The sequence below is a fragment of the Pseudomonas sp. SWRI18 genome, assembly GCF_014268345.1.
GTDB lineage: Bacteria > Pseudomonadota > Gammaproteobacteria > Pseudomonadales > Pseudomonadaceae > Aquipseudomonas > Aquipseudomonas cedrina.
The window spans coordinates 191,730-209,363 of record NZ_JACCQQ010000002.1; the positions used below are offsets into that span (position 1 = coordinate 191,730).

Consider the following 17,634-nt stretch of genomic DNA (forward strand, 5'->3'; position numbering starts at 1 on the left):
GCATTATGGAAATCGTTTTTCGCGGGACGCGTGTCCGTGCAATAGCCGAGCGGCTGCTGGCCGCTTTTGCGTTGTTCGTTGGCGGGTCTACGGTGCAGGCCGCGACGTTGCCGCAGCCGGCCAGCGTGGCCTTTTGGTACGCCGACCAACCACCCCTGGCGGAGTTGGCGCAGTTCGACTGGGCGGTGGTCGAGCCGGGTCACATGACGCCTGCCAACGTCAAAACCCTGCGTACGCTGGGCAGCGAACCCTTTGCCTATCTGTCGGTGGGCGAATTTGACGGTAATAAAGCTGAACTCGCCAAAGCCGGCTTGAGCAAAGCGGTGTCCCCGGTGCGTAACGACGCCTGGAACAGCCAGGTCATGGACCTCACCACACAAGCCTGGCGCGAGCACTTGTTCGCACGCGCCAAAGACTTGGAAGCCCAAGGTTATGGCGGCGTGTTTCTCGATACCCTCGACAGTTTCCAGTTGCTGCCTCAAGCCCAGCGTGAGGCGCAGCGCGTAGGCCTGGCCAACTTGCTGCGCGACCTGCACAAGCGCCAGCCAAAATTGAAGCTGTTCTTCAATCGCGGTTTCGAAGTACTGCCCGAGCTGGACGGCGTCGCCGCCGCCGTGGCGGTCGAGTCGATCCACGCGGGTTGGGACGCCTCCGCCAAGCGTTATCGCCCGGTTTCGGAGTCCGATCGCCAGTGGCTTGAAACCCATCTGCAACCGCTGCGTGCCAAAGGCATTCCGCTGGTAGCGATCGATTACTTGCCGCCCGAGCGCCGCGAAGAAGCGCGCAAGCTGGCCAAGCGTCTGCGCGACGAAGGCTTCATCCCTTACATCAGCACGCCTGATCTGAACACCATGGGCATCAGCAGCATCGAAGTCCAGCCACGCCGTATCGCGCTGCTTTTTGACCCGCGCGAAGGCGCGCTGGAAGATGCCGCTGGCCATACCGAACTTGGCGGCTTGCTGGAATACCTGGGCTATCGCGTCGACTATTTCCCGGCTGACAGCAACCTTCCGCGCTACAGCTTCGGCGGCCTGTACGCCGGCGTCGTGACCTGGATGACCAGCGGCCCGCCGCAGGACCCTGCCGCATTCAATCGCTTCATCAATGCGCGCCTGGACGAACAAGTGCCTGTAGCGTTTTTCAGCGGTTTGCCGGTTGAAGACAAGCTGCTGCTCAAACGCCTGGGCCTCAAGCGCGATGCGCCGCCAGCCACGCAAACAGTGACTATTACTCATCAGGACAAGGCCCTTGTGGGCGCATTCGAAGCGCCGGTGGTGCCGCGTTCGCGTGACCTCACCGCTGTGTCGGTCATGCCCAACGGCCCGACTGTCGCGCTGTCGCTGACCGGCGCCGGCGGTGACGTGTTCACCCCGGTGGTCGTAGGCAAGTGGGGCGGCCTGGCGCTCGCCCCTTATCTGCTGGAAAGCAACAACGAACGCAGCCGCTGGATCCTCGATCCCTTCGCGTTCCTGCAGGCCAGCCTGCATCTGCCAAGCCAGCCGCGCCCGGACAGCACCACCGAAAACGGCCGACGCATCGCCACTGTGCACATCGACGGCGACGGTTTCCCTTCCCGCGCTGAAGTGCGCGGCACGCCTTACGCCGGGCGTCACACGCTGGAAGACTACATCAAGCCCAACCCGTTCCTGACCTCGGTATCGATCATCGAAGCCGAGATTTCGCCGCGCGGCGCGTTCCCCTTCCTTGCCCGTGAGCTGGAGCCGATTGCGCGCGAAATATTCGCCAACCCGAAGGTTGAAGTCGCCACGCACACCTTCAGCCACCCGTTTTTCATGCAGCCGGACAAAGCCAAGAAGCGCGAAAACTTCAGCCCGGAATACGGCATGAACATGAAGGTGCCGGGCTACGACAAAATCGATTTTCGCCGCGAAATTTTCGGTTCGCGCGACTACATCAACCAGAACCTGACCACCCCGCAAAAGCCGGTGAAGCTGGTGTTCTGGCCCGGTGATGCGCTGCCTTCGTCCGACACCATCAAGTTGGCCTACGACGCCGGCCTGAAAAACGTCAACGGTGCCGAAACCATCATGACCAAGGCCAATCCGTCGCTGACCGGCCTCAACCCACTGCTGCGCCCAACCCCGGGCGGCTTGCAGTACTACGCGCCGATCATCAACGAGAACCTCTACACCAACCTGTGGAAGGGCCCGTATTACGGTTTCCGCGAGTTGATCGAGACCTTCGAGCTTACCGACAGCCCGCGCCGTCTGCGCGGCGTGCACCTGTATTACCACTTCTATTCCAGCACCAAGCAGGCATCGATCAAGGCCATGCACGAGATCTACGGGTACATGCGCGAGCAGCAGCCGATGTCGTTGTGGATGAGCGACTACCTCGACCGTCTGCATGGCCTGTACCAGGCGAGCCTGGCCCGCACCGCCGATGGCGCCTGGCAGATCCGCGGCATGGACGCGCTGCGTACCGTGCGCCTGGACGCGCAGATGGGCTGGCCGGACCTGCTGCAATCGCAGGGCATCGCCGGTGTACGCGATTTACCGCAAGGGCGCTACGTGGCCCTGAGCAGCGACAAAGCCTTGCTGGTGCTGCGCCCGGATCGAGACCCCAGACCTGCGCTGGAAGAAGCCAATGTGCCTTTGCTGGACTGGCGTTACCTGGATGAGCGGCGCGTGAGTTTTGCCTTTGCCGGTCAGTTCGACCTGACCTTTTCCGTGCGCTCGGCCAGTGCCTGCCGCGTGGAAGTGGATGGACAACGCTTTGCAGGCAAGGCTTCGGCCGGCCTGTGGACTTTTCAATTACCTATGAAGCAGGTGAGTAATGGTCAGCTCCTCTGCAACTAAGAACAGCCGCCTGCTCAATCCCTGGGCATTGGCGGTGGTGGCGGTGGCGGTGGGTGGCCTGTTGTGGGCGACCTTCCAGCGTGAAGAAGTGTTCCAGCCCGATGGTCGCCAGCCTGATGCGGTATCGGCCAACTATGCCGAGCTGCTGCTGACGGCGCACCCGGACGACGATCACTTGCGCCTGCAACTGGTCGACCTGTTGATTCGCCTGGGCGACTACACCAAGGCGCGTCAGCACCTGGAGGCCTGGCCCAAGCCACAGCCTGAAACCCAGGCTTACTACCGCCTGGAACTGGACGCCCTGGTCGCCGACAGCAGCAACGACCTGATCGCGCAACGGGCCCTGGCCGAGCGCCTGGGCAGCTTCGACTACCGCAAGTTGCCGATGCCGCAGTTGCAAAACCTGGCCAAGCGCGCGTTGACGTTGCAGGCGCCTGAGTTCGCAGCCAACGTGTATGAAGAGATCGCCGCGCGCGATCCGGCGCAACGTGCCGAAGCGCTCAAGTCAGCCGCGCAGTGGTACATGGCCAGCGGCCAACCGCAGCATGCCGCGGACATCTACCTGCAACTGCGCCGCGACGCCCAGCTACCGGCCGAGCGCCGTGATTACGCGCTGTTGGCGTTCAACAGCTTGCTGTCGGCGGGCCACGACGAACAGGCCGCACAGGTGCTGGCCGACGAATTGCCCCAGCTCACTAATACACCCGCCGATGTGGCGTGGCTGGAGCAGGGCGTCGACGTGGCTGTGGCGACCAAGCGTTTCGATCTGGCGCAGCGCGTGCTCAAGCAGTGGCGCGAGGTGCAGCCGGACAACCCGAAAATTGCCCTGAAAGAATTCCACGTGCGCCTGGCCATCAACGACCTGGCGGGCGCCTGGGAAACCGGTCAGCAATTGACGGTCGACTATCCGGACGACCCCGTGTTGCTCGAGCAAATGGCGCTCCTGGGCGAATGGCGCGGCGATAACGCAGCGGCAGTCGGTTACTGGATTCGCTTGCTCAAACTCAAGGAAGACCCGAAGACCCGCGAACACGCCTGGCGCCTGGCCAGCCAACTGTTCGATTTCGACCGTTCGATCCCGTTGCTCGCCGAAATCATGCAGCAGCGCGCGCTCACCGATATCGAGCTGGACGCCTTGGTCTACGGCCACGAATCGCGCGGCACGCCCGCCGAGGCCGAAGCCTGGTTGCGCACCTATCTGCGCAAATACCCAGGGCACCGCCTGGCGTGGACACGCTTGCTGCAAAACCTGGACAACACCGGGCAGTTCGCCGCCCGCAGCAAGGTCTACAACGACTACGCCAAACGTTTCACGCTGACCCCGGCCGAGCGGGTGGACTGGGTTGGCACCGAGATGAAGCTGTTTGACGAACAGGCTGCCTGGGACGTGGTGAAAGAGGATGATCCCTCGATCCAGGATGCCGAGTACTGGCATGCCCGCGCCGGCCTGGCCTGGGACCTGGAGCGTGACGAAGACCTGCGTGTGTCGCTGGAACGACTGTTGGCCATCAACGGCAAGCTGGTCAGCGGCGATGAAAGCCAGTTGATTACCCTGTACCGCACCCGCGACCCGGAACGGGCGTTGGCCTTGATGGTCGCCAGCTGGCGCCGCGCCCAAGACCCGCAACGCTTGGTCGAGGCGCTGCAGCTCGCCCAGGAATTGCAGAATTGGGACCTGGTGGCCGACTTGCTGGAAGACGCCAAACAGTACCCGGATGCCTACGAGCAAGCCCAGGTCCTGGCGGTACGTGGCGCACTGGCAATCGAGCAGGGCGACAGCGCCGAAGCCGAGCGTTTGTACTTGCTGGGCCTGTCGCGCTTTCCCGATGACAACCTGTTTCGCGAACGCATGATCTGGATGTATGTCGACCAGGGCAACACCGAGAAACTCAAGCCACTGCTGGCCCAATGGCGCGCCAATGCGCGTGAAGACCGCCTGCTGTGGCTGCCGTTTGCCAGCGCCAGTCAGTTGTTGAACCGCGATACCGAGGCGTTGGCCTGGTACCGCATGTACCTCAAGCTCACCCCGAACGACTGGCTGGTGCAGGCCGCCTACGCCGATGCACTGGACACCGCCGGTTACCAGGACGCCGCGCAACGCCTGCGCCTGAAGCTGCTGCGCAATCCTGAGGCCGACGGCTTGCAGCCTTCGTCGCAGCGTTACGGGATCTGGTTGCGCTTGATGTCCAGCAGCTACTCGCCACGCAAGGCGCAGCAGGAACTGTCGAAGTGGAAGGACGGTTCGCCGTCGATGAAACAGATGTGGTTCGAACGCTTGCTGGCGCGGCTGGATGCGACCAACCAGGAATCGCAGAAAGACCAATGGCTGGAATGGGCGCGTGGCCAAGGCCTCAAGGTCGACCGCTACGAGCAGATCCAGGAAGCCCTGCGCAGCCGTAACAAGGCCCAGGTCGAAACCCTGCTGGCCAGCAGCGACCTGAACCCGGCGCAACGTGCGCAGGCCCTCAGCCGCCTGGGGCGCGACAACGAAGCACTGGAAACCAGCCTGAGTGCATTGGGTGACGACCAGCCGGAATCGGTGCGCGAACAACTGCGCCGCCAGGCCGTGGAAATCCACGAAAGCACCCCGCAAGGCGCGCTGCTGTCGTACCAGAAGCAGGACTTCGGTGGCCTCTCGTTTGATGCGCCGCGCCTGGAAATCGCGCATAACATCGGTGACAAGTGGTACGCCGACCTTGAGGTGGAACACGGTAAATACCAGGGCGATGACGTTATCTCATCGCGAATCGGTGACGAGAGCAACGCCGCCCTGACCCTGGTTCGCGCGGTGGAAAACGGCAGCTGGAAGCTGTTCGCCGACACCAGCCAGCGCAAGGACGACGACCGCAACGGCCTGGGCCTGTCGCGCATGTGGCAGTTGGGCAACAGCCATCAGCTGGAAACCGGTCTGGACTGGCATCGCAAGAGCGACGACAGCGGCTTGATGCGCGCGTTCGGTCAGCAGGACCGGGCCTGGGTCGGCGGGCGTCACGGCCTGACCGCCCGGGACCAGTTGAGCTGGGAAGTGGCGCAGCGTTCGTTCTCGACCCGTGCCGGCGACTCGCTGGGCACCGGGCACGCGTTGAAGATGGAGCTTAACCACACGCTGGAATTCGCCGGGCCCAACTGGACGGTGCGCAGCGGTGTGGATTACCAGAAGAACAGCGTGAAGGATCGGGAACTGGACTATCTGTCGAGCCGCAACGGCGGTGCCATCAAGGTGACGCCGCAGTCGATAGATTCCGATACCGGCCTGCCTGACCCGCTCGATGTGGACCCAGTCACCAGCGACAACCTGCTGCAAAGCCGCTACGGCCAACTCTACGTCGGCACCACCTGGCGTCGCGGCATCCCTGGGGCGCTGGTGCGCACCAAGCCGCAATACACCTGGCTGGTCGACATGACAGCCGGCTGGCAGTGGACAGACCAGACTTTCAACTACGGCATGAACACCGGCATCGGCTTCGAAGTGCTGGGTGACGACGAACTGGCCCTGACCGTCGGTTACCAATCCGCGCCACAAGGCGGGGATGGCAAATCCGGCGGAACACTGGGTATGAGCTACGGCGTGCGTTTCGGGCGCTGATTACAGAATCTCTACGGGAGAAAACCTATGCAAGTAATTCGTAACCTGAGCCTGGCGCTGACAGTACTGTTCGTTGCCGGCTGCTCGAGCTTCACCAGTGAAACCAGCCCGAACCTGCCGCGCACTGCGCAGTGGGGCATCGTGCCGATGGTCAACTATTCCCAGACCCCGCAAGCCGGTGAGCGCAGCGAGCAGATCCTGCTCAGTGTGCTCAGCAGCCACGGCCTGCAACCACGGGTTTACCCGGTCAGCACCCAGGGCGAACAAGCCTTGATGGATGACAATGAGCGTCTGGCCGGTGCCCTCGATTGGGCACGCGAGCAGAAGCTCGATTACGTGGTCGCCGGCAGCGTCGAAGAGTGGCAGTACAAGAACGGCCTGGACGGTGAACCGGCGGTGGGCATCAGCCTGCGCGTGCTGGAAGCCAACAGCGGTCGCGTACTGTGGAGCAAAAGTGGCGCTCGCGCCGGCTGGTCCCGTGAAAGCCTGGCGGGTAACGCTCAAAAGGTGATCGACAACCTTGTTGGCGCCCTTCGGTTCGAGTGATCGCAATGAATTCTCCACACATGGATTACAGCCTGGCGCCTCGCGCCAGCGGCCCGGTGTCTTGGCTGGAAACGTTATTGGTGACGGGCCTGGCAGTCGGCCTCGGCTTCTGGCTGACGCCTGAAGACCCGATGCAGATGCACGCGGGTTTCCCGTGGCCGATCCTGGCGCCGCTGCTGTTGGGTGTGCGGTACGGGTTTGTCCGCGGCCTGCTCAGTGCGGTGGTGCTGGTGGCGGTGCTGTTTGCCCTGCGCAGCAGCGGGCATGAGGGTTACAGCCAGATCGAGCCGTCGTTTATCGTCGGTGTGCTGGTGTGCGGGATGCTGGTCGGTGAGGTGCGTGACCTGTGGGTGCGTCGCCTGGAACGGCTGCAGATGGCCAACGAATACCGTCAGTATCGTCTCGATGAGTTCACCCGCGCCCATCAAATCCTGCGGGTTTCACATGACCTGCTCGAACAGCGCGTGGCCGGCAGCGACCAAAGCCTGCGCAGCTCCTTGCTGGGCCTGCGAGAAAAACTGCGCGGCATGCCGGTCGAAGGCGATGCGCTGAGCGCGCTGGCTGAACCGATTGTGGCGATGCTCGGCCAGTACGGCGCATTGCGCGTGGCCGGGCTGTACCGCGTCGACGACAGCGAAAAACATGTGGTGCCGCAAGCCCTGGCGATGATTGGCGTGATGGGCCCGCTGGACCCTGAAGATGACCTGATCAAGCTCTGCCTTGAGCGCGGCGAACTGGTCAGCGTGCGCCAGGAACTGATTGACTCCGGCAACTCGGCGCAGTTTTCCTCGTTGCAGGCATGCATTCCGCTGATCGACGCCGAAGGCCGTCTGTTGGCGATCCTGGCGGTTCGGCAGATGCCGTTCTTCGCGTTCCAGGATCGCACCTTGAGCCTGCTGTCGCTGCTCGCCGGCCACATCGCCGACCTGCTGCGCCGCGACCCGCACGTGCTGCAACTGGCCGATGCCGACGCGCAGCAGTTCACCCTGCAACTCAAGCGCTCGCTGGTGGATGTCGAACAGCACACCTTACCGGCCGGGCTGTTCGCGTTCGAAATGACGCGCACCAACGACGAGCTGACGCGCCTGATGGAGCGCAGCCAGCGCGGCCTGGACCTGCACTTGCCGGTGCGCAACAGCCGCGACCACCACGTGCTGCTGGTGCTGTTGCCGTTGACCGGCCCGCAAGGCACCGAAGGTTACCTGGCACGCATCAGCCTGTTGTTGCATGAGCATTTCGGCCACGACAGCGACTTTGACAGCCTGGGCGTTCGGGTCATGCCTTTCAACCTGGAGCCTGGCTGTGACCGCAACGGGCTGCGTAACTTCCTTTACAACGAGTGTGGCTTGAATGATCAGCAAGTGGCTGTTTAGCGGAGCCTTGTTGTTAGAGGCGGGCAGTTGGGCCAGTTTGTGGCTCGATGCGCCTCAAGTGCACCAATTGCTGGTCTTCTCCTTCAGCCACGGGTTCGCCTGCCTGATGCTGTGCGCGGCGGTGTGGCTGTTGCTGCCGGCGCGTTACCGCAAGCCGTTGCCGTGGAGCCCGCTGTTCATCTTCAGCCTGGCGTTTTTCGTGCCGGTCATTGGCACCCTGGGCGTGGTGATGGCGATTTTCCCGGCGCTGTACTTGCCGCGCAAACGCGATAAACAGGCCTGGCAGGCCGTGGGCATTCCAGGCTTGCCGTACCGCGCGCAACTGCAACTGCACAAGCCGATCTTCGCCGACGGCGGCCTGCAGGATGTGTTGCGTCACGCGCCGGACCCGGATCAGCGCCTGGCCGCCTTGCTGGCCACGCGGCGCATGCCGGGCAAGGAAGCGGTGCCGATCCTCAAGTTGGCGCTCGCAGACCCCAGCGACGACGTACGCCTGCTCGCCTATTCAATGCTCGATAAGCAGGAAAGCGACATCAACCTGCATATCCAGATGGCCCTCGAGCAACTGGTGAATGTCAGTACGCGCACCGCCGGCCCGGTCCACAGCATGCTCGCGCGCTGGTACTGGGAGCTGGCTTACCTGGGCCTGGCGCAAGGCAGCGTGCTGGACCACGTACTCGATCAAGCCAGCGAGCACGCCGAGCAAGGCCTGGCGGCGGGCGAGGGCGGTGAACTGTTCCTGCTGGCCGGCCGCATCGCACTGGAGCGCGGCGAGAACGAGCGCGCCGAAGAGCTGCTGCGCCTGGCCGAAGAAAACGGCATGGGCTCGGCCCAGGTCTTGCCGTTTCGCGCGGAACTGGCGTTCGAAGCCGGTCGTTATCAAGAAATCCCCGGGTTGCTCGCCAGCCTTCCCGAGAAAACCCGCCAGCGGCCACCGTTCGCTGAGCTGGTGAGGAGCTGGGAATGATTCAGAAGCAAGAGGCACCCATTGCAGACATCTGCCTGCTGCTCGAAGGCACTTGGCCTTACGTGCGCGGCGGCGTGTCGAGCTGGATCCATCAGATGATCCTCGGTTTGCCAGAGCTGACCTTTTCGGTGATGTTCATCGGCGGCCAGCGCTCGGCGTATACCACGCGCCGCTACGACGTGCCGGCCAACGTGCTGCACATCGAAGAGGTGTTCCTGGAGGATGCGACGCATCCCACGAACCTGCGCGGTACACCGCGCGAAGCCAACCCGCAGCAGTTGGCTGACCTCTATCGTTTCCTGCATCATCCCGACCTGCCTGAGCGTGAGCTGGGCGAGAAGCTGCTCGACTGCATCGCCAATGGCGACATGACCCTCGACGATGTACTGCGCAGCCGCGCCAGTTGGGAGACCCTCAGCGAAGGCTATCGCCAGCATTGCGCCGACCCGTCCTTCGTCAATTATTTCTGGACCCTGCGCTCGCTGCAGTCGCCCTTGCTGATGCTGGCCGAGACCTCGCGCAAGATGCCGCGGGCGCGGGTGCTGCATTCGATCTCCACCGGTTACGCCGGGCTCCTGGGCTGCATTCTCAAGCAACGCTGGAACTGCGCCTACCTGCTCAGCGAACACGGTATCTACACCAAGGAACGCAAGATCGACCTCGCGCAGGCCTCGTGGATCGCCGAAAGCTCCGGCCAGGCGCTGAACCGCAGCCTCGACGGCGGCTCGGGTTACATCCGGACCTTGTGGGTGCGCTACTTCGAGCGCATCGGCCAGTTGGCCTACAACAGCGCCGATAACATCATCGCCTTGTATGACGGCAACCGTCAGCGCCAGATCAAGGACGGCGCCGATCCTGCGCGCACGCAGCTGATTGCCAACGGCATCGACCTGACGCAGTGGAACCGCGTTTTCGAAAACCGCGAGCCCGGCATTGCCCCGCGCGTGGGCCTGATTGGGCGTGTGGTGCCGATCAAGGACGTGAAAACCTTCCTGCGGGCCATGCGCGGCGTGATCAGCGCCATGCCTGAGGTCGAAGGCTGGATCGTCGGGCCTGAAGAAGAAGACCCGGAGTACGTCAGCGAATGCCGCAGCCTGATGGCCAGCCTCGGCCTGGAAGGCAAAGTGCATTTCCTCGGCTTCCAGCGCATCCAGGACATCCTGCCGCAGCTCGGCCTGATGGTGCTGACCTCGATCAGCGAGGCGCAACCGCTGGTAATCCTCGAAGCCTGGGCCGCCGGCACGCCGGTGGTCAGCAGCGACGTCGGCTCGTGCCGCGAGCTGATCGAGGGCGGCAGCGCCGAAGACCGTGACCTGGGCATCGCCGGCAAAGTCGTCGCGATTGCCGACCCACAGGCCACCTCCACCGCCATCCTCGAACTGCTGCGCAGCCCGCAACGCTGGCAGGCCGCACAAGCCAGTGGCCTGGCGCGGGTCAACCGTTATTACACCGAAGCCTTGATGCTGCAGCGCTACCGCGACCTGTACCAGGCAGCCATGGAGAACAGCTAAATGGCCGGTATTGGCTTTGAACTGCGCAAGATCCTGTCGCGCGACTCGTACACCGCCACCCTGCATGCCTACGTCTATGCCGGCTTGATCAGCTCCGGGCCGTGGGTGCTGTCGATCATCAGCGTGATGCTGGTGGGTATCATCAGCCTCGGCTTGATGCTGCCCAACTCACTGGTCGGGCAGTTTCTGGTGACGGTGACGTACCTGATGGCCAGCTCGTTGATCCTGACGGGCGGCCTGCAATTGTTCTTCACCCGGTTTGTGTCCGACCAGCTGTTCCAGCGCAACTACGAGCAAATCCTGCCCAACCTGCTGGGCATATTGCTGCTGGTCACCATCGGCGCCGGGGTCCTGGGGATCATCCTGCTCGCGGTGCTGTTCGATCAGCCACTGATCTACCGCGTGCTGGTGCTCTCCAACTTCGTGGTGCTGTGCAACCTCTGGCTGGTGATCATCTTCCTGTCGGGGATGAAAAAATATAACCGCATCCTCCTGGTGATGCTGGTGGGCTACTCGCTGATGGTCGCCAGCGCCTACCTGCTGAGCTTCCTGCAGATGCCCGGCCTGCTGCTGGCGCTGCTGATCGGGCACAGCACGCTGCTGTTCCTGTACCTCTACGACATCCTTCGCGAATACCGCGCCGAAAAGCTCATCGCGTTTGACTTCCTCGACCGTCGCAACGTGTTCCTGAGCCTGCTGGTCACCGGGTTCTTCTACAACTTCGGCATCTGGGTCGACAAAATCCTGTTCTGGTTCAACCCCGCCACCTCCAACAGCGTCATCGGCCCGTTGCGCGCATCGATCCTGTACGACATGCCGATCTTCATCGCCTACCTCGCGATCATCCCCGGCATGGCTGTGTTCCTTGTGCGCATCGAAACCGACTTCGCCGAATGGTATGACCGCCTCTTCCGCGCCATCCGCGACGGCGAAACCCTGCAGCACATCGGCTCGCTGAAAACCGAAATGACCCTGTCCATCCGCCAGGGCCTGCTCGAAATCTGCAAAGTCCAGGGCCTCACCGTGGTGCTGCTGTTCCTCTTCGCACCGCGCCTGCTCGACTGGCTGGGCATCTCCAGCTACTACCTGCCGCTGTTCTATATCGACCTGATCGGCGTGAGCATTCAGGTGGTGTTTATGGCGCTGCTCAACGTGTTTTTCTACCTCGACAAACGCCGGGTTGTGCTGGAGTTGTGTGTGTTGTTTGCCGTGCTCAACGCCGGGCTGACGTTGCTCAGCATGCATTTGGGGCCTAGCTTCTTTGGGTATGGGTTTACCTTGTCGCTGCTGGTGTGCGTATTGCTGGGGCTGGCGCGGTTGTCGACGGCGCTGGAGAATCTGGAGTACGAGACGTTTATGTTGTCGCGTTGATTGCGGGTTTGGGCGTTTGAAAAAGGCACTTGTCGGTTGGCGGCAAGTGCCTTTTTTTTGGCTGTTATTGCTGGGTGTTGCAGGGGGATTCCAACACCTTCACTACATCGTCGATTACGGCTTTGCTCATTTCCTGCAGATAGTGCGAGGCCCAGGCGTAAAGGTCGGTCTGTTTGGTCATCGCCGCGTCTTCTGCGAGGAGCTTGGCGACGTGGAGAAGATCGGACACGTGGTGCAGGGCTTCGTGCAGGGAAACGCCACTGTTGACGCGGAAAAGGGGTTGGTCGGAGTGGAAGGAGAAGGGGGTGACGCCGAGGGTGGTTAGGGTGGACGGGGTTGGAGCGGTCATAGATAAAACTCCCATATTTAGTGAGAGCTACCACATTCGTTATGAGGCGAATGGGCGGCGCTGTGCGCCTGCATCTTGCCGGGTTCTCAGGCCCGATCGCTGAGTTGGCAGCGATGGGGGGAGAGTAGCGTGGTGGGGGGGGCGGGAGCAATCGGGAAAGTTGATGGGTGGGTTTTGCAGGGCCCTGAGCGGCAACGATCACCAATCCTCACGACGCTCCGAATGCTGGTGAAGAATCCGGAAGACCATCACGCGGTCACCCTGCAAGCTATAGGTCGCTCGATACGGATACGTGGTGATAATCAGCTCTCGGCAATCGGGCACTGGAGACGCTCTTCCTGCATTAGGAAAACGCTCCAGCATTTCCAGACAGTTGAGGATGTGGAAGACGGCTGCCTCCCCCAATTCCGCGCCGACTGAACCTTCGTAATGCTCGTAAATTCCATCCAAGTCACTTTCCGCTTTGCTGCTTAACGCGATCTTCGGCACGTTTTACCCACTTAGCCTTTACGGCATCCAAATCAGTGACGTTGCCGGCATCAGCATCTGCAATGCCTTCCTGCACTGCTTTGAAATGCCAGGATTCATCGGCCACGTAGCGGCTCAAAGCCCGCTGCAGGTGGTATTGACGGTCTCGGTCGGTCGCCTGTGCCAGTTGATCCAACTCGCTGGCAAGTTCGGGCTTTACTCGGAAAGACAGAACGGGAGAGGCTGCCATACGTTGCTCCATACATTTTCTGTATACGCTGTGTACACGGTATGCAAACGTTAAGCTTCGGCTGGTTGTCGGTCAATAGCGGTTTGTCGGTCTGGGGAAGGGAAAGGATTTACAGGCGAGCGGCTGGTTGTATTAATCCAGAAACAACAAAGCCCTCACATTTCTGCGAGGGCTTCGTTTTGTATGGTGCGGCACCAGACGAACGGTTTCTTGCTGTGAGGGCAGGGGATTCGCGGGGCTGGAATTCGGTGGATTTTTTGGTGTACCTCAAAGGGGTACTATAAAAAATCAGCTAGTTATGGAATTTAGTGGAGTCAAATTGGAGAGTTATTAATCGTCATCCACGATGAGAGTTATGAATGCATGACGCCGGGCGCTCCCCCTGACTAGTCATAGGCCATAGTCCTTGTGAAGGGAGATATCGCTGACTTACTCCAACCTGCCTATCGGCTTTCGCCTGCAAGTTGGTTTGTCGTAACGGGGCTCGTCGCTTCAAAACATCTCGTTATCTTCTGGGCGAGAGTATATCTGCTCCGTATCTGTGGCGGTCTTTGTACCATGTGGATCAGCGTCTCCTTCCTCGCTCTCTTCATCATCGCTCTCGTACCAACGACTAGTGTCAACAATGAGGCTGCCCTGCACCATTTTGAGTGTTTCCTCGCTGGGGTTTTCAGCAGGGCAAATCATTTTGCAGATGAACGGGAAGGAAATATCGATCTTCGCACCGTCTCCACTGCGCCAGTCAGAGCTGGATCCGTATTGCAATTCGACTCCGACCATGCCTGCAACGTCGAAATGAACGGTGTCATACGTGATTCGGATTATCGTCTCGTCTACGTAAATCTCATCGATGAAATGATGAGTCGCCAGCTCGTCTATGGCCTGGATGGTATCGCGCAGAACCTCCTCCACCGCAGCATCATCAATCGCCTCGTGAAGCCTGTAGACAATGTCGTCATGGCAGCGTTTGATCGCATCGAACAGACCGGCAAAGGAATCGGTTGTCTCTTGCGCTAGTGCTTCTACCTGCTCAACAGGTAAATCAAAGACGTCTTCCTGGATATGCGTGTATCTGCTGAGACCGTCGATTGCGACCTTCAGGCGCTTGTTCATCTCACTGAGATCGAGGCCCAAGGTCTCGTCCACGTACTCTTCGGAAAGACCACCGTGGACGGCGTAGGCAGCCCGTTCTGACCTAGCGATTTTTTCTTCTTCCTTGGTAATGTTCTTATACCAAGGGCACTTCACAACTTCAGCGTCAGGAGCAAGCCGATGCAGGAAATGCCTGCTAAGCTCACGCATCGCATAGGCAAAATTGTTGAATCGAAGCTGGTTACCTGTATCGGACAGGTTTCGCAGTGCGGCCGAATACAGGCTGTGTTCGAAGCTGCTGCCAGCGACAAGATTAACTATCCGTTGATCCATTTTCTGAATAGCTCCTAGCTTCGTAGATGTCTTTAAGCCTTAGAGATGGCTTGCTAAACGGATTATAAACTCGACCGCTTACGGATACGCGGCGTGACGGGTGAGCGCCTTGGATCTGCAAGTGCCTCCTAGGCTTTTTTGCGTTAGTCATTACTCCAACTGTGGATAAAAAAAGCCCCGCGTAAAGCGGGGCTTCTTCTTATCGCTTATGTTTGGTTCTGTCGACCAGAGTATAGGTCTGCCCTTTACCTGGCGTCGGGGGAAGCGGGGATCCCTTAGTGGCAGTTATTTCCGTCTTTGTCGTATCGTTGCGATACTGCCCTGAGACAGGAGTGGTGGTGCCCGGGTGAAGCTCTTTAGTGGATGCCATTATAGCGTTCCTCTGCGATGGTAGAACTGACGCCCTTAAGGGCGCCAGTATGCGGTCAGCGTTTCCGGCGGATCACGATTCGAAACGGCTGGCCATTGGCCCGCCGAATCACCTTTCCAGACTTGGTGCGGATCGTCATCCTGTAGATAACTTCGCATTCATCATCCGGCTGGCCGAACATGTCGAGCTGAGACATGGTCATACCCCTAATGGTGTGTTGGGCTCGAACACGAAACTCGCAACCTTGCATCGGCAATCAAACCGCATTACCATTACAAAGCTTTTCCCAAAAGCTAGCGAGAGACCTCTGGAGCCCTTTCAGATGTCTTTTACCCACCGGCCAAGTTGGCGCTTGGCCGGTATCCTCCTTGAAATTCCCTCTTCACTTATGCTTTCGAATCCAATCGAAGGCGTACCCGTGGGCTGGTCCTTCGTACTGGTTCCTCCAGTCTTGTCGCAAGTCTACCTTTCTATTTTTGCTCGTCAAGAGAAAAGTGTTTATTTGGAGACTTGGCAGTCTTCCAAGTCTTGTTTGGTTCTTTGGTGTGTTGTAGTGTTGTCATGTCAGAAACCTTTTGGAGTCACATCATGGCCGTAAAGCAGCGTAGTCCGTCCTATCCCGGTATCACACTAGAAGCTGCGGTGGCGCGTGCCAAGGCCTTCCATAAGGCTGAGGGCAAGCATGAGGCGCTCGTTACTACCGCGGTAGCGCATTGGAAATATGGCCCCAAAAGCAGCGGTGGGCTGGTCACGGTCTCGTCCCTCAAGGCTTATGGTCTTATGGAAGATAAGGGAAGCGGACCTGATCGAAAGGTTTATCTGACTGCTTTAGGGCTGTCGATCGTTCAGGACGAGCGCATAGTCTCCCCAGAGCGTGATGCCGCCATCAAAACTGCAGCGCTTTCGCCCCAGATTCTCGCGGATTTATGGAATAGGTACGGTCTCGATCGGCCATCGGATGACACCGTGGCTCACTACTTGAGGGTAGAAAGGGAATACACAGCAACGGCCTCGACCGAGATCATCAAGGTCTACGAGGCGGCGATTAGCTTCGCGAAGCTGGACCGCGAGCCGCCAGGGTTAGTGGAGCCTGATAATTTTGATGATGAGTTGTTTGAGCAGGAGGCCGATGCAGAGCCTACCGCTATTAGAGATCATGCCCAGAAGAAGTCATCACCTGCGTTACAAGAGCTGACTCTGAGACCGGCCGTTTCACACGATGGCGAGGAGATCGCCAATGTGCGCGTATCCCGCAGTACTACGATTCGCTTGATCGCCAACGGTCCTTACTCCCGCCAAAGCATCGAGGCCTTGGTGGCACAGCTAAAGCTTGGCCTTGAACTCGGCTCGTATGATGATCTTGAGGAGGGCACAGACAGTTAGGTCGTAGTTCAAGCTCGTAGGTGACGAGTGATGCGCCTTATAGCTATGGCAGCGGAAAAGGGGACGGATTTATTTTCATCAAAAAGAGAGTGTTCTCCCTTACTAGTGCTAGGTTTGAATGCAGTATTCCTAACCCTGCAAAGCTGCAGTATCAGGCCAGCACTCCCTCAAGGAAACCTGTAATGGACCTACACAACGAGTTCGAGAGCAGCAAATTTTTCCATCGTGCCCGCATTGATCGACGTGCCGCTGATGCATTGGTGGGGTTGGCCGCAGGGATTATTGCGGACGGTGTTGTGAATATCGCAGAAGCGGTTTTTCTGAAGCAATGGCTAGAGAGCAATCTCGCGCATCTGAACGATCCGGTGATCAATCTGCTGTATTCGCGGTTGGCGTGCATGCTTCAGGACGAGGCTCTGGATAAGGACGAGTGCCTGGAACTGCTTGATATTCTGCGTGGCTTTTCTGGGATGAGCATTGAAAAACCGAAAGAGGGTGGTGCTGTTGCGGTCGCTCCTACGGACCTCCCCTTCAATCTTCCGGTCCCTGATCTGGTGTGGGATGGCCGGATGTTTGTGTTTACGGGGGTCATGGCCTTTGGGCCTCGCAAGAATTGTCAGGCGTTGGTCGAGGAGCGTGGTGGCTTGATTGGTGGTGGTGTGAGTAAAAAGGTGCATTACTTAGTGGTTGGCAGCGTGGGTAATGAGCAGTGGCGACACAGTACCTATGGAACGAAAATCATGAAGGCGGTGGAGCTACGTGAGGCGGGGGCTTCGATTGCCATTGTGGGTGAGGATCATTGGCAAAGGATGCTGTTTGGTTGAGGTTGCTTTGTTCTTGGTGGTTTAGGAGAGGCGCCCTTGTTGTCTTGACCGGCAGACCGTCGTTGGGTTTGGTGACAGAAGATAGAGTAATTGTAGCGGGTGCCCGCCAGTAGCCTGAAACGCGTAACCGTCTACAAATCAGGCAGTACGCAAACTCATTACGTAGAAACGAAAAAACCGGCACGGGACCGGTTTTTTCACCCCAACGGCCAGAGAACTGAATCGCTGCGTACGGGGCTGAGCAGTTGGCAAATAATGACATAGCTATCATCTTCGTCAACTGTCTATCAGCCGCTAAGCTCTGGTCGCTAACGTCAGCCATCGATAGCTTGGTTTCAGTGGGCAGAGCATTCGTCTGGCGCGCATCTAGGATGCCGCCAGGATTGGTTTTG

General features: G+C 59.7%; 14 protein-coding genes. 9 read left to right on the forward strand and 5 right to left on the reverse strand.

Annotation, left to right across the window (positions count from 1 at the left end):
• The first annotated feature begins 5 nt into the window (after window positions 1-5).
• From H0Z09_RS03535 to pelG, 7 genes are read left to right on the forward strand one after another with little or no spacing between them, the layout of a single operon-like run.
• Window positions 6-2,819 (forward strand): bifunctional glycoside hydrolase 114/ polysaccharide deacetylase family protein, encoded by a 2,814-nt coding sequence (locus H0Z09_RS03535; RefSeq protein WP_186687430.1) that lies wholly within the window; start codon window positions 6-8, stop codon window positions 2,817-2,819.
• Window positions 2,797-6,405, forward strand: a complete 3,609-nt coding sequence (locus H0Z09_RS03540; RefSeq protein WP_186687432.1) for a tetratricopeptide repeat protein — start codon at window positions 2,797-2,799, stop codon at window positions 6,403-6,405. Before H0Z09_RS03535 ends, H0Z09_RS03540 begins: the two co-directional genes overlap by 23 nt.
• Window positions 6,406-6,432: 27 nt before the next feature.
• Entirely contained in the window at window positions 6,433-6,951 is a 519-nt protein-coding gene (locus tag H0Z09_RS03545; protein WP_186687434.1) for a penicillin-binding protein activator LpoB, read from the forward strand.
• Between the two features lie 5 nt (window positions 6,952-6,956).
• The gene (locus tag H0Z09_RS03550) at window positions 6,957-8,324 is read left to right on the forward strand and encodes a PelD GGDEF domain-containing protein (protein ID WP_238340195.1); all 1,368 of its coding nucleotides are present in this window, start codon (window positions 6,957-6,959) and stop codon (window positions 8,322-8,324) included.
• A complete protein-coding gene (locus H0Z09_RS03555) occupies window positions 8,302-9,291 on the forward strand; it encodes a HEAT repeat domain-containing protein (RefSeq protein WP_186687435.1) in 990 nt (329 codons plus the stop codon). Before H0Z09_RS03550 ends, H0Z09_RS03555 begins: the two co-directional genes overlap by 23 nt.
• Entirely contained in the window at window positions 9,288-10,802 is a 1,515-nt protein-coding gene (gene pelF / locus H0Z09_RS03560) for a GT4 family glycosyltransferase PelF (protein ID WP_186687437.1), read from the forward strand. The genes H0Z09_RS03555 and pelF overlap by 4 nt, the downstream gene beginning before the upstream one ends.
• Entirely contained in the window at window positions 10,803-12,173 is a 1,371-nt protein-coding gene (gene pelG / locus H0Z09_RS03565) for an exopolysaccharide Pel transporter PelG (RefSeq protein WP_186687439.1), read from the forward strand.
• A 64-nt stretch (window positions 12,174-12,237) separates the two neighbouring features.
• Here pelG and H0Z09_RS03570 read toward each other — a convergent pair whose 3' ends face one another.
• From H0Z09_RS03570 to H0Z09_RS03590, 5 genes are all read right to left on the reverse strand, one after another.
• On the reverse strand, window positions 12,238-12,522 hold the full coding sequence (locus H0Z09_RS03570; protein WP_186687441.1) for a DUF3077 domain-containing protein: 285 nt from the start codon (window positions 12,520-12,522) through the stop codon (window positions 12,238-12,240).
• Between the two features lie 198 nt (window positions 12,523-12,720).
• Window positions 12,721-13,011, reverse strand: a complete 291-nt coding sequence (locus tag H0Z09_RS03575) for a type II toxin-antitoxin system RelE/ParE family toxin (protein WP_186687443.1) — start codon at window positions 13,009-13,011, stop codon at window positions 12,721-12,723.
• The gene (locus tag H0Z09_RS03580; RefSeq protein WP_078822908.1) at window positions 12,974-13,240 is read right to left on the reverse strand and encodes a ribbon-helix-helix protein, CopG family; all 267 of its coding nucleotides are present in this window, start codon (window positions 13,238-13,240) and stop codon (window positions 12,974-12,976) included. The genes H0Z09_RS03575 and H0Z09_RS03580 overlap by 38 nt, the downstream gene beginning before the upstream one ends.
• A 492-nt stretch (window positions 13,241-13,732) precedes the next feature.
• A complete protein-coding gene (locus H0Z09_RS03585; RefSeq protein ID WP_186687445.1) occupies window positions 13,733-14,665 on the reverse strand; it encodes a hypothetical protein in 933 nt (310 codons plus the stop codon).
• Window positions 14,666-15,090: 425 nt separating this feature from the next.
• On the reverse strand, window positions 15,091-15,231 hold the full coding sequence (locus H0Z09_RS03590; RefSeq protein WP_186687448.1) for a hypothetical protein: 141 nt from the start codon (window positions 15,229-15,231) through the stop codon (window positions 15,091-15,093).
• A 392-nt stretch (window positions 15,232-15,623) separates the two neighbouring features.
• On the opposite strand from H0Z09_RS03590, the gene H0Z09_RS03595 reads away from it, so the two are divergent.
• On the forward strand, window positions 15,624-16,418 hold the full coding sequence (locus tag H0Z09_RS03595) for a hypothetical protein (RefSeq protein ID WP_186687451.1): 795 nt from the start codon (window positions 15,624-15,626) through the stop codon (window positions 16,416-16,418).
• 182 nt (window positions 16,419-16,600) lie between these two features.
• Window positions 16,601-17,242: a BRCT domain-containing protein gene (locus H0Z09_RS03600; RefSeq protein ID WP_186687454.1), complete on the forward strand. Its 642-nt coding sequence runs from the start codon at window positions 16,601-16,603 to the stop codon at window positions 17,240-17,242.
• Window positions 17,243-17,634 lie beyond the last annotated feature (392 nt).